We start from the raw sequence: 13217 nt of genomic DNA, 5'->3' as shown, positions 1-13217 counted from the left end.
ACGGATAGTAATAAATGCTCGAGATCCGACAAAAAATAAGAATCGGAAAGGGGCAACAATTATGAAAATAGATATTATTGGAGATATCCACGGATGTTTCACAGAATTCTCGGAGTTAACTGCAAAATTAGGTTACGATTGGAAAAGTGGGATCCCCCTCCATCCAGAAGACAGAATACTCGGGTTTGTCGGCGATTTAACCGACAGAGGACCAAATTCACTCAAAGTAATTGAAACTGTTTGGAAACTGGTCATCGAGCAAAAAGCGGCATGCTATACACCTGGAAACCATTGCAATAAGCTGTATCGCTTTTTCCTTGGCAACAAAGTCCAAATTTCGCACGGACTTGAAACAACCGTGGCTGAATACGAAACATTATATAACCAAGACCAAGATTCCATTCGCAAAAAATTTATGGACCTTTATGAAAATGCTCCATTGTACTTAGTATTAGACCAGAAAAAGTTAATAATCGCCCATGCAGGAATTAAACAAGAATTGATTGGAAAGAAAAATAATCAAGTAAAGACATTTGTTCTCTACGGAGATATTACAGGTGAAAAGCACCCGGACGGATCCCCTGTCAGAAGAGACTGGGCTAAACAGTATCACGGGAAAGCTTATATTGTTTATGGACATACACCTGTGAAGGAGCCAAGAATTATTAATAAAACGTATAATATTGACACAGGGGCTGTTTTTGGCGGCAAACTTACTGCCTTAAGATATCCAGAAATGGAACTGGTCTCTATTCCCTCTACAATGCCATATATCAAAGAAAAATTTAAACAATTTGAATAAAAATAAAAATAAAAATAAAAGAAGGCTGGCCTTTTTAGTCATGACCCAGCCTCTATTTTAATTTCTTCATATCATCCGGCAAAGGTGCTGTAAAGGTCATTTCCTCCCGGGTAAGGGGATGAATGAAGTGGACTTCTTTACAATGTAACGCCTGCCTATCAATTAACGAGGTGTCTCCCCCATACAAGTCATCACCGAGAAGAGGATGACCCAAGTAAGACATATGGACCCTGATTTGATGGGTCCGTCCGGTTTCCAGGTTCAGCTCAACCTGGGTAAATTCCCTATGCCTTGAGATGACTCGGTAATGGGTACAGGCATATTGTCCATCCTCACGGACCTCCCTTTCGATGATGCTTTCCGCTTTACGTCCGATTGGGGCGTTTACCGTGCCTCTGTCCTCCGACAACAAACCGCCTGCAAATGCTTCATAGGTTCGTTTCACTTGAGATTTCCGCTGCATTAAACTAAATAAATGATGAACATGACGATGTTTAGCCACTAAAACAATCCCTGAAGTATCCCGATCCAGCCGGGTTACAATGTGGGCTGTAGCAGTTAGTCCTGTTTTTTGATAATATCCTACAAGGGCATTTGCCAGGCTCCCGGCAGGATGCTCCCGTGACGGAATTGTACTTATACCGGCAGGTTTAACGACAACCAGCAAAAATTCATCCTCAAACAGAATTGTCATTGGAAGCTTCTCTCCCGGAAGACTAGGGTTCTCGGAAGGGAATAGCACTGTCAGTACATCCCCTTCAACGAGCTTATACCTTACATTTACATCTTCACTGTTGACAAGGATTCTCCCGCCCTTAAATTTAATATCCGTCAAAGCAGTCCGAGAGATTTCTTCCCTCTTTAAAAACTCTTTAATGAGCAATCCAGCACTATTATCATCAATACTCCACTGAAGTTGAAAATTTTTTGTCATTCGGTGTTTTCCTTCATTTAGTCCGAAATAAATGAATCATGTACTCTTTTCCAGAAAGGAAACGGGCGGAACCTAGCAAAGCGGATTTTTTCCTCTGGAACCCGGAATTGGATTGACTTTACATCCTTATGAAGCAGGGTTAAATGATCAATTGTAATCTGGAAATCCGTCCGATTTACAGGCTTTAGCATACATGTGTGGTGTGCTGGCAGAATAAGCGGCGAACCCACTGTTCTGAAAACCCTGTTGTTAATGGATGCCATTTCCGCCACTTGAAGGGCTTGGATGGACGGGTGAATAATGGCTCCGCCTAGTGCTTTATTATAGGCTGTACTACCGGAAGGGGTAGAGATACAAAGACCATCACCACGAAATCTTTCAAAATGCTGGCCGCGTATTTCTACATCCATGACCAGCGTTCCCTCCACACCCTTTACGGTAGATTCATTCAACGCTAGGTACCTGGATTCCTTACCTGCATGGGAATAACGAATAATGACCTCCAAAAGTGGATATTCAACAACCTGAAACGGTGTCTTTGCAATGGCAATGACCAGCTTTTCGATTTCCTCAGGGGTCCAATCTGCATAAAAACCGAGGTGCCCAGTATGGATCCCAACAAATGCCGTTTTATCCAAACGGCTGCTGTAACGGTGAAAAGCATATAGGAGCGTCCCGTCTCCTCCTACGGAGATGACGATATCCGGCTGGTCTTCATCGTACTTTAACTCAAAATCCAGCAAATAGGTCCTCATTTTATGCATAAGAATATTTGATTTTTGATCCCCTTTAGATGTTATCGCAAATTTCATCTTTTTTACCCCTTTTATTGGAATAATCATAATAAAAAGCGGCTCATTTTTTTTCTTCTTGGGCTGTTTCCTTCTTTCTCGTAAAAAAAGCCTGTGCTTCTTTAATTTCACCGCGGATAAGTGACATTTCCTCATCTAAACGGAATGCCGCCTCTGCCGCACGCTGGAGGCGCATTTTTATATCAGTAGGAAAAGCACCTTTATACTTATAGTTTAAAGAGTGTTCAATGGTTGCCCAAAAATTCATGGCCAATGTCCGAATTTGTATTTCGGCTAGAATTTTCTTTTCCCCGTGGATGGTTTGCACCGGGTATTGAATGACAACGTGATAGGAACGGTATCCACTGATTTTTTCATGAGAAATATAATCCCTTTCCTCTACTATTTCAAAATCATTGCGGTTTCGGAGTAGCGAAACGACCCGATAAATATCCTCCACAAACTGGCACATAATCCTGAGGCCGGCAATATCCTGCATTTCTTCTTCAAGTTTATCTAACGGTATTCCTTTTTGGTTTGCTTTATCTAAAATACTGGCAATTGGCTTTACCCTTCCGGTAACAAATTCAATCGGTGAATGTGTCGAATCGAGTTCAAATTGACCTCTCATTCCCTTTAATTTTATCTTGAGCTCATTAATTGCCTGCTTATAAGGGGTTAAAAATTGGTCCCAATGCTTCATGACTCCACCTCGACAAGAACAAATTATGGATGAAAAACTGTTTCTGCTTTTTCAACCATTTCTTTACCGTAATTGCTATTTCCTTTTATGTTGTTAATAATAAAATCAAACTCTTCATTAAAACGCTGAAGTTCTATTTTTTCATTTCCGTCGGAAATCCAAACCGGAAGTTCTGCAGCCATTTTCAGGGCGGGCCAGATTGGTTCTGGGAGCACGATATATGTATAGTCATCTGAATCTTCCATTAGATAAATAAAGGAATAATGTTCAGAATCCACAAGGATTTGTTCGGCCGGAACTAAACCAGTAATTGCTTCCGATACTTCTAAAACAAGTGCATTTTCCATTACATTTGCTGCTTGGACTATTAGTTTTTTCCTCATTTTTTACCTCCATCTTCCATACCCACTATTTTAACATAATTCCTCATTTCACCCAAGGATTGCAGTTTCCACTGAAGATGAGATAATGTAAATAATTTTTATCGGAAAGGAAGAAAAACGATGCCGCAAAATATTGAAATTGAATTTAAAAACATGCTGACAAAAGAAGAATATTTAAGATTATTAAACGATTTTCAAATTGATGAAATAAACATTTTTTCTCAGGAGAACCATTACTTCGATACGGAGGATTTTGCCTTAAAGGATAGGCGTTCGGCTTTAAGAATTCGGTTAAAAAAGAATAGCTGGGAAATGACGTTAAAGCAGCCTGCAGAAATCGGACTTCTTGAAACAAATCAAATACTTAGCGAAAGGGAAGCTCTAGAAGCAATTCAATTTGGGAGACTTCCTTCGGGCCAAATAAAGGTGATCATAGAAGAAATGGGTATCCCCTTTGGAAAATTGGTTTATTTCGGATCTTTGGCAACAAGACGCGCTGAAGCTGCGTTTAAGAAAGGCGTGCTCGTTTTCGACCATAGTATTTACCTAAATCAAGAGGATTTTGAACTAGAATATGAGGCTGAAAACTTTCAGGAGGGGCAGGAAGTCTTTTTGCAGCTGTTAAAAAATTATCAAATTCCTGTTAGAAAAACCGAAAACAAAATTCGCCGATTTTACAGGCGGAAATACAACTTATAAATTAGTTACGTAAGAAAATCCATATTGGACACATTAATAATATCCTTTTTTCTGGAGCAATTCATTTGAGATAAAAATTAGGCATTGTTAAAATGAATGTAAACTTGATAATGACGAGAGGAGGAGTTGTCAACATGATGAATAATCAGCAAACACCATTTGAGGTTATTGGAGAAAAAACGCTCCATCGTCTTGTGGACACTTTTTATGGCCTTGTTGCACAACATCCTGACCTTGCTCCTATATTCCCAAATGATTTCTCTGAAATTGCCCGTAAGCAAAAGCAATTTTTAACCCAATATTTAGGCGGTCCTCCACTTTATACTGAGGAACATGGACACCCGATGATGCGCGCCCGCCATCTGCCTTTTCCGGTTACGCCAATACGTTCCAAAGCCTGGCTTTCATGCATGACCAAAGCAATGGATAAAACCGGCTTAGAAGGACCGATTAGGGATGAATTTTATTCCAGGCTTTTTCTAACTGCCCAGCACATGATAAATACACCTGACGATCAAGAAAATTCCGGTGAGCCATCGTGAATAATTTTGATTACTCAAATTCTTTGCAGCCAATCAATAGCAATGATAAAAAACCGATAGAAATTTATTTATTTATTGATCCGCTTTGTCCCGAATGCTGGTCACTTGAGCCTATCATGAAAAAGCTTCAGATTGAGTATGGACGTTACTTTTCTATCAAGCATGTGTTAAGTGGAAAATTAACGGATTTAAATGTAAGCCGTAAAAAAAATGTTGAAAACCTTGCGCAGGTTTGGGAAAAAACAACGAGCAGGTCAGTAATATCTTGTGAAGGAAATCATGGGTTTGAAGACCCTGTAGATGCTCCCTATAATGTATCGATTGCGTTAAAAGCAGCAGAACTTCAAGGGAGACGTGCAGGAATCCGCTTCCTCCGCTCAATCCAAGAGGTATTATTTTTGGAAAAAAGGAATATTTCAGATTTAGGAGTATTAAGAGAGTGTGCGGATAAAGCAGGACTTGAAATTCAAGAATTTCTTCAAGACATGCATTCAGAAAGTGCTGCAAAAGCTTTTCAGTGCGACCTGCAAATTACTTCCGAAATGGAAGTTCGGGAAATTCCTACTCTTGTCTTCTTTAATGAGAACGTTGAAGAAGAAGGAATAAAAATAACAGGGACATATCCATATGAGGTTTATGTTCAAATTCTGGAGGAAATGCTCACAGAAAAACCGATTAAATCTCCACTGCCTCCACTGGAAACATTTTTAAAGAATTTTAAGTTTGTCGCCTCAAAGGAAATTGCACTTGTATATAATATGACCATTTCACAAATTGAACGGGAAATGAAAAAATTGCTCCTTAAGCAGGTGGTGCAGCAAATCCCTGCAAAGTTCGGGACCTTTTGGAAGTATATTGAGTAGCTTATGATCATGTATAACAGAAATGCCCTGCAGCCATCAACTGCAGGGCATTTCTCTTAATACGAACAAAGGGGATGGGAGAAATTTTTCACGGTCAAACAAAGGGGTATATGTTTGTTGTGATCAACTTCACGTATTAAATATAGCATGAGCTGAAAGAGGGTGACAATAAGTTTGTGCTTTATTTCACATTATTGTCAAAATATCATAAATTCATAGAGTAGACCATAAATATTAAGGAAAGATATTTACTAAAAAAGGATGATTAAGTATTGAAAAAGTTCTCCATTGCACTGATGATTCTTTTCTTTATTTTTGCATTTTTTTTACAAGTACTGGCACTCTTAAAAATTTTCCCGATTATAATTAGCATCCCTGTATTGTTTCTTTCCATCTTAATCCCCAGCATCTCCATCAATGACAGAAAAAAATTTAAGGGATTTTAAAAGGGATGGCGGCTTTGCCATCCCTCCTACTTTTATTTTTTTAGCAATAATTGTTCTAATTCACCTAGTTTTTCTTCAAACACCTTGCAGGCATCCTTGATTGGCTCAGAGCTTGTCATATCCACTCCGGCTTTCTTTAATACTTCAATTGGATAATCGGAGCTTCCCGCACTGAGGAATTCAATATACCGTTTTACGGCTGGCTCGCCTTCCTCTAAAATCTGCTTGCTTAAGGCAGTTGCCGCGCTGAAGCCTGTCGCATATTGGTAAACATAATAGTTGTAATAGAAATGCGGAATGCGGGTCCATTCAAGGCCGATTTCCTCATCAATGACAATATCCTCTTCACCGAAGTACTTTTTATTTAATTCATAGTAAGTTTTTGTTAATGACTCTGCCGTTAATGCCTCATTATTTTGCACCATCTGATGGATTAAATGCTCGAATTCAGCAAACATCGTCTGACGGAATACCGTGCCTCTAAAGCCTTCCAAATAATGATTCAACAGATAAATCCGCTTTTGTTCATCATCAATTGTTTTTAACAAATAGTTGTTCAGCAGCGCCTCATTGCAGGTAGAAGCAACCTCAGCGACAAAAATCGAATAGTCCCCATATGGGAACGGCTGATTCTTCCTTGTGTAGTAGCTGTGAACAGAGTGACCAAATTCATGAGCCAAGGTAAATAAATTGTTTACGTTATCCTGCCAGTTCATCAGGATATATGGATGCGTTCCGTATGCCCCTGATGAGTAAGCCCCGCTGCGCTTGCCCTTATTCTCATGGACATCGACCCAGCGGTTTTCAAAGCCCTCTTTTAGAATCTGGGCATACTCATCACCTAACGGGGCTAGTCCTTTTATAACAAGATCTTTTGCTTCTTCATACTTAATTTCCATTTTCACATCTTTAACTAGTGGTGTGTACAAATCATACATATGAAGCTCCTGAACCCCTAATACTTGTTTGCGGAGCTTTACATAACGATGCAGCAGATGCAGATTCTCATTAACGGTATTCACTAAGTTATCATAGACCGTTTCAGGAATATTATTAGCAGCAAGGGCAGAGTGTCTTGCTGAGTCATAGTTCCGGACCCGTGCATTAAAATTATCCTTTTTCACATTCCCGCTTAAAGTACTTGCGAATGTATTTTTAAACTGTCCATAGGTTTGGTATACACCTTTAAAAGCGTCATGCCTTACCCTCTGGTCTTCGCTTTCAAGGAAACGGATATAACGGCCATGTGTAATTTCAACCTCGTTTCCATTTTCATCCTTAATGGATGGGAACTCCAAATCGGCATTATTCAGCATACCAAATGTATTACTAGACGCATTCATTACTTCACTCGCCTCAGCAAGCAGAGCTTCCTCTTCCGCACTCAATACATGCGGTCGTTGCAAATTAATTTCTTCAAGAGCATGTTCATATAGCTTTAATTCCGTTTTTTCATTTAAAAAGCCAGTTACTTTACTTTCGTCAATTGCAAGAATTTCTGGAACAATAAAGGCAAATTGGCTCGCTGCTTGAGAATAAAGATTTTTCATTCGATCATCCAAGCCCTGATAAAAAGAGTTTGTCGTATCTTGGTCATATCTCATATGTGAATATGTATAGAGCTTGCCGATTCTTTCAAAAAGCTGGTCCTGAAATTGAAGGGCTTTATAAAGCGTCTCTGGACTTTCTCCCAATTTTCCTTCGAACTGCTTAATTCCCGGAATTTGTGCCTTCACCTCTTGGAATTCTTTTTCCCATTCCTCATCGCTTGCAAAAATATCCTCCAGCTTCCAAGTATCTTCAACTGGAATTTCACTTCTTGCTGGGAGTGACTTTACAGCCGTTTCATTTGTCATGATTGATCCTCCATTTCCATTTGATAATCCAATATCACTTTATTATATTCCATTTTTTCTTTATTTTTCCTCCTTTACGCTTATATGCAGTAAAGCCTCTCCTATATTATGCCCTGTCATCTATTTTCATTTATTATTTTGATAAAATATTGACTTTGCCTCATCCTTTTCTCGGTTTGATTGAGGAATCTTGATGTTTCTGTTTATTTCGCATATCCAATCCCCTTTTCGAATTAAAACGCCCAATTCAATCAGCTTCCGGAAATATTCTATGACCGGTATCATCGGATTAATAGTTTCTAGTAAAGGTAAAGTTCGGATCGTAATATCTTTTTTGGAGATTCTTTTCTGCACCTGGTAATGTATATCCTGATACGAGATCAATGCTCCGGGATTTTTATCAGCTAGACAATCAAGGAATAAGTAGGTTTGCCATACAACTGGAGGGGTTTGAATGTAAACTGCATGAGGAACTGGCAGGCCTATTTCTGCTGGCAATAAAAAGAGATTTAAATTTCGCTGATAAATTTCATGAAGAAAAGGATTTTTCACGGCACCTGCATGAAGAACCCAACTAATTTGATAATTTTCTGCGGCTTCCTTCCACTTTAATAGATTAATCTTCCATTTATCGGGCTTAGGATTGAGCAAATCCTCAAGTCGCAAACGGTCAAGGGAATTGAATGTTTGCTTCGCAAAAGCATTTTTAATGGAATACGGAGTAATAGAACTAATTAATTGGAAGGCTTTCTTTTCAGGAGAATAGCAGGGTATATACAACTGACCTCTGATGCCCGTTCGTAAAAATAAGTAATGAAAATTTGAAAAAGGAATGATGTGGCGGCTTTTTTGATGAATGTGATGGCTGGAGATGATCCATAGAGGTGTATAGTGATGTTCAAGGTAGTTTTTTGTTCTCTTCCAAAATATTTCTTCTGATAGTGTGGAGCACTGAAACTCTAGGGCAAATCTCTGACCATTATGTTCAAACATGATATCGGGACGCTGTTGCATTTTCCGATCATAATATTCGAGGATACAAGGAATTTTTTGCATGCTTAGCCAATGATATAACTGAAGCTTTCCTTCAATATGATTGACGGACTCTGCTTCGTATAGTTCGCAGCAGGTGCTTCCTTTTTTATGGGCAAAATGGAATATTCGCTGCTCACCAAGCTTTAATGAAACATTTTCCCCACAGACAGGACATATGAACTCCTCGGTTTTTCTAAGGCTTAAAAGTGCTTCTTTCGAGTAACCGTTTCCAAGCGAAATTTGTTTACCTGTTTTCGTCTGGGCTGTTAACAATCGGAATCCTCCCCCTTCTTTTCTTCTCCAATTCGACTAAACGTGCCAAAATCCCTTTACAAAAAAAATAAAAACCCGCCGGTATCGACGAGTTTTAACAAAATTTTCACAATAACGGTGAGAGCAGTCTTGCAGTAGATTCTAGCAACCGATACCCCAAATGCCGCTGTTGGAATGTTTTTAAATCTAATTGTATTGCAAATTCCAAATCGTTTAGGTATTCTGCAACAAGCTTTTGGGTACTTTCCGTACGGAAAAGGAACGCATTTACCTCAAAATTCAAATGAAAGCTTCGCATATCCATGTTAGAGGTTCCTATTGAGGCCAATTCCCCATCAACAATGACAATTTTGCTGTGCATAAACCCTCTTTCGTATTCAAACACCTTTACTCCTGCCTCTAAAAGCTCAGGAAAATAGGATCTTGAAGCATGAAAGACAATCCGCTTATCCGGGCGGTTTGGAACTAGAAGCCGTACATCAATTCCACTTAAGGCGGCTACTTTAATGGCGGAGAAAATATCCTCATCTGGTATAAAGTATGGAGAAGCAATCCAGACTGATTTTCTTGCCGATCCAATCATGGAGAAAAATATATTCTTGATAACACTCCATTCGTTATCCGGACCTCCTGCGATTAACTGAACACCACCGTGGCTTTTGTGGTCAATTTGTGGAGATAAGTATTCTGCCGTCAGAAAACTATGATTCGTCATATAATACCAATCCTGGAGAAAAATCAGCTGCAGCGTCCGCACTGCTTCGCCCCGAAGCATCAAATGGGTATCCCGCCAGAATCCGATATCCTTATTTCGTCCCAGATATTCATCGCCAATATTTAATCCACCGACAAACCCAATATTCCCGTCTATGACAATTATTTTTCGGTGGTTGCGGAAATTAAACTTATTATTTAAAAAAGGCAATTTTACCGGCCCAAATGGAACAGTTTCTATTCCGGCATTCTTTAAATCATTGATATAAGTTTTTGAAAGCTGCCAGGACCCAACGGCATCAAACATAAAACGAACCTTTACACCTTGATTCGCTTTTTCAATTAAAATATTCTTTATTTCTTGGCCAATCTGATCATGCCTAATAATATAATATTCTAGATGAATATGGTGCCTCGCCCTTTTTAGCTCTTTCATTATGTGACAAAAGGTTTCCTCACCGTTTGTTAAAACCTTGGTTGCTGTATCAAAGGATATTGGACTATTCCCCAGTTTTTGAGCAAGCATAAATAATTTGCCTTGATGCTCCCCCATTAACTGCAGCTTTTCTTCACTCCTTGGGTCATTTTCGCCCTCAACGGTTAAGAATGCCTGTTTATCAAGAAAATACTTTTTTCTAAACATCCGTTCCTTTCGATAATTCCTGCCAAATAGAAGATAAAAAATAAACCCCACCAGCGGAAAGCTACCAAGAACAACCAACCATGTTATGGTTTGTGTAGGATGTCGGTTTTCCAAAAATATTACAAACCCGATAAAAATGACGGAAAGCGAAATCATTACACTTAGGAACCCTAAAATGCCACTCTCCAACTGATTTTTGAAAGCAAAAAGAAGAATTGAAAGAACCAACAAAAATATAACAACCCGAACCGTATTCTTCAGTGTCCTCACCTGCTTTGAAACACCCATTTTTAAAGTCATATAAAATAATACCGATTTCAACTGTGAAATCGGTACTTTTTTTAGCTAAAATGGTTTCGAATAACTTCAAAAACATTCTCAGCAATTATTTCTTTACCGTACTCCTGAATTCGGTGAATCGTTAACTGTGTTTCATACCCATATTCCAGCAATACGCTTAAAACATCATCAATCTCATCTTCCCCGAAAACATCTTCAGGAAATTCAGTATATAAGTAATACTTACCTTCAAAGTGATATAGCGTTGTGACTAAGTTATCAAGACCCGGTCTTTTTGCCAAACTGATCACATCTTCAAAATCTTTAAAAGCAAGAATAAACTCCAAACTATCTTCTTCAAGAAGGACTTCTTCTTCATCTGAATAATTTGGATTAAAATGCTGATCTAAAAGTTCTTCAATCTTATCATCAACAGGCAAATCCTTAATTTTATCATTAGGAATAGGAAGTTCAAATTTCTGGCCATCTTTGGAAAGCTGCGCTTTGGTCACAAGTACCTCTAACCCTTTATCCAAGGCTTGAACCTGAATCCATAACGGACCTTCAACCACAAACTCTTCCTCTCCATGGACTTCATCCATCATTTCCCAAAAGAGTTCTTCACTTCGTTCACGATTGTACCATATCTCTTCCCGATCAAAGCCTCTTTCTTCTATATCACCATAGGAAATATAAAATTTAACCGTATTTTCGTTAATACGTTCAATCTCCATTTTAACCTCTCCCTTCCATTGTTCATATTGAAGGGACTAAATACCCCCAAGCAGATAACTCCCTTAGCATTCACTCTTAAAAAAAGTTTATTCAATGAAACTTTAAATAAAAAAGCAAATACTCTTGTACTTTCATTTTATGATAAAAGAACAAATAAGGGAAATAAAAAAGCGCAATTTCACAAAATCCATAAATCCGCCTAATATCCAATACGAACAGTAGTCCAATCAACATTCAGAGGGAAAATTTCCAATATAGATATTCCTTTAATAATAACAAAATTCAATAAAAATTTCAAACAATAAAAACGAAAAAAAGACCTTCATAAAAAAGGTCTTTACTCTCAATTAATTTACCATCCGCTGTGCTTCTCGCAATTGATACGTTCTGACCTTTCTAGGCAGAAATCTGCGGATTTCATCTTCATTATATCCAACTTGCAAACGTTTTTCATCAATGATGATTGGGCGGCGAAGCAACCCAGGGTTTTCTTTAATTAATTTGAATAAATCCTGAAGAGGCATTGTATCCAAATTCACATCTAACTTTTGAAAGGTTTTAGATCTCGTTGAAATAATTTCATCCGTTCCATCTTCAGTCATACGTAGAATTTCTTTGATTTCTTCCATAGATAAAGGTTCTGAGAAAATATTTCTTTCCTTATATGGAATCTCATGCTCTTCTAACCATGACTTTGCTTTCCGACATGATGTACAGCTCGGTGAGGTGTATAGTGTTACCATCTGTGTTTCACACTCCTCTAATTATTTGCAAATCTATCATATATCAATCCGGAATTAGGGAAATTAACACAATTCCAATGTATTAACAGTTTATAAAATTAAAATTATTATAAATAAGGAATTTATATCACTCATTATACACTACAATATCGAAAAAAGGTATCCCTTTTTCAAAAATAATCCCTATCAGAATACCCCCTAAATTTAAGATTCCTTATTATATTAGACGAATGATTTCTGAAAAAGTTTCAAAAATTTTTTTATTTTTTTATTTTTTATTACGTTTCATTGTTAATCATACTAAAATGTTCGTATCTTTAATTATGCTTTATGAGGGTAATGCATTGTGAATTAAATCTAGTTTTTAATAACAAATAACCTGCTAGGTTTTTTTCTAAAAAATCCATTCTCAATTAAAATCACAAAATGAAAACGATATCAGTATTTAAATATAGCTTTTCATTAGTTTTTTATTTTTCTCTTTTCTTAAAGGCAAAGTTCACTTACAATAAGTGTAGTGAATAAAATAAAATCAATTCTTTGATTCATCAAATGGAGGGACAATCATGGCTGGATACATAACTGATTTAACAGTTGTTGCACTGTTAGTGATCGGGATTACAGCTTTTATGGGAGTCATCACAAACGGTATTGGTGAAAAGGTATTTGGCGGAAAACGCCGCAGCGAATTTGTCGACCAAAGTGCCAGATTTCAAACTGGCTGGAAAACCGTTGGCGGAAAAAGAAAGTAAAATAATAAAAAAAACGATCTCGAT

The 13217-nt window shown here is 37.9% G+C and carries 14 protein-coding genes; 5 read left to right on the top strand and 9 right to left on the bottom strand.

Features of this window, described 5'->3' with window-relative positions; translation table 11 throughout:
• Nucleotides 1–61 precede the first annotated feature (61 nt).
• Nucleotides 62–802, top strand: a complete 741-nt coding sequence (gene prpE, locus ACZ5B7_RS08525) for a bis(5'-nucleosyl)-tetraphosphatase PrpE (protein ID WP_464493436.1) — start codon at nucleotides 62–64, stop codon at nucleotides 800–802.
• Nucleotides 803–854: 52 nt separating this feature from the next.
• On the opposite strand, the gene ACZ5B7_RS08520 is transcribed toward prpE, so the two are convergent.
• The 4 genes from ACZ5B7_RS08520 to ACZ5B7_RS08505 are packed head-to-tail and all read right to left on the bottom strand — an operon-like array spanning nucleotide 855 to nucleotide 3613.
• On the bottom strand, nucleotides 855–1736 hold the full coding sequence (locus ACZ5B7_RS08520) for an RluA family pseudouridine synthase (protein WP_464493435.1): 882 nt from the start codon (nucleotides 1734–1736) through the stop codon (nucleotides 855–857).
• A 17-nt stretch (nucleotides 1737–1753) separates the two neighbouring features.
• Nucleotides 1754–2548 (bottom strand): NAD kinase, encoded by a 795-nt coding sequence (locus ACZ5B7_RS08515; RefSeq protein WP_213116596.1) that lies wholly within the window; start codon nucleotides 2546–2548, stop codon nucleotides 1754–1756.
• Between the two features lie 43 nt (nucleotides 2549–2591).
• Nucleotides 2592–3230, bottom strand: a complete 639-nt coding sequence (gene yjbM / locus ACZ5B7_RS08510) for a GTP diphosphokinase (RefSeq protein WP_213140991.1) — start codon at nucleotides 3228–3230, stop codon at nucleotides 2592–2594.
• Nucleotides 3231–3253: 23 nt separating this feature from the next.
• Nucleotides 3254–3613: a UPF0738 family protein gene (locus ACZ5B7_RS08505; RefSeq protein WP_464493434.1), complete on the bottom strand. Its 360-nt coding sequence runs from the start codon at nucleotides 3611–3613 to the stop codon at nucleotides 3254–3256.
• A gap of 120 nt (nucleotides 3614–3733) precedes the next feature.
• Here ACZ5B7_RS08505 and ACZ5B7_RS08500 point away from each other — a divergent pair, with 120 nt between their 5' ends.
• The 3 genes from ACZ5B7_RS08500 to ACZ5B7_RS08490 all read left to right on the top strand — a co-directional run bounded on the left by ACZ5B7_RS08500 (nucleotide 3734) and on the right by ACZ5B7_RS08490 (nucleotide 5717).
• A complete protein-coding gene (locus ACZ5B7_RS08500) occupies nucleotides 3734–4312 on the top strand; it encodes a CYTH domain-containing protein (RefSeq protein WP_464493432.1) in 579 nt (192 codons plus the stop codon).
• 137 nt (nucleotides 4313–4449) lie between these two features.
• Nucleotides 4450–4854 (top strand): globin domain-containing protein, encoded by a 405-nt coding sequence (locus ACZ5B7_RS08495; protein WP_464494458.1) that lies wholly within the window; start codon nucleotides 4450–4452, stop codon nucleotides 4852–4854.
• Nucleotides 4851–5717 (top strand): ClpXP adapter SpxH family protein, encoded by an 867-nt coding sequence (locus tag ACZ5B7_RS08490; protein ID WP_464493431.1) that lies wholly within the window; start codon nucleotides 4851–4853, stop codon nucleotides 5715–5717. The genes ACZ5B7_RS08495 and ACZ5B7_RS08490 overlap by 4 nt, the downstream gene beginning before the upstream one ends.
• A 478-nt stretch (nucleotides 5718–6195) precedes the next feature.
• Here ACZ5B7_RS08490 and pepF read toward each other — a convergent pair whose 3' ends face one another.
• From pepF to spxA, 5 genes are all read right to left on the bottom strand, one after another.
• The gene (gene pepF, locus ACZ5B7_RS08485) at nucleotides 6196–8019 is read right to left on the bottom strand and encodes an oligoendopeptidase F (protein WP_464493430.1); all 1824 of its coding nucleotides are present in this window, start codon (nucleotides 8017–8019) and stop codon (nucleotides 6196–6198) included.
• Between the two features lie 126 nt (nucleotides 8020–8145).
• Nucleotides 8146–9327 (bottom strand): competence protein CoiA, encoded by a 1182-nt coding sequence (locus ACZ5B7_RS08480; protein ID WP_464493429.1) that lies wholly within the window; start codon nucleotides 9325–9327, stop codon nucleotides 8146–8148.
• Between the two features lie 106 nt (nucleotides 9328–9433).
• A complete protein-coding gene (gene cls, locus ACZ5B7_RS08475) occupies nucleotides 9434–10945 on the bottom strand; it encodes a cardiolipin synthase (protein WP_464494457.1) in 1512 nt (503 codons plus the stop codon).
• An 80-nt stretch (nucleotides 10946–11025) separates the two neighbouring features.
• Nucleotides 11026–11697 (bottom strand): adaptor protein MecA, encoded by a 672-nt coding sequence (gene mecA / locus ACZ5B7_RS08470; protein WP_423801507.1) that lies wholly within the window; start codon nucleotides 11695–11697, stop codon nucleotides 11026–11028.
• 348 nt (nucleotides 11698–12045) lie between these two features.
• The gene (gene spxA, locus ACZ5B7_RS08465; protein WP_042455300.1) at nucleotides 12046–12441 is read right to left on the bottom strand and encodes a transcriptional regulator SpxA; all 396 of its coding nucleotides are present in this window, start codon (nucleotides 12439–12441) and stop codon (nucleotides 12046–12048) included.
• A 566-nt stretch (nucleotides 12442–13007) separates the two neighbouring features.
• Here spxA and ACZ5B7_RS08460 point away from each other — a divergent pair.
• On the top strand, nucleotides 13008–13193 hold the full coding sequence (locus ACZ5B7_RS08460; RefSeq protein WP_213140998.1) for a hypothetical protein: 186 nt from the start codon (nucleotides 13008–13010) through the stop codon (nucleotides 13191–13193).
• Nucleotides 13194–13217 lie beyond the last annotated feature (24 nt).

The organism is Neobacillus sp. S1115 (assembly GCF_055385565.1).
The sequence above is the reverse complement of the archived record's forward strand: the minus strand, read 5'-3'. Positions and strand labels throughout refer to the sequence as shown.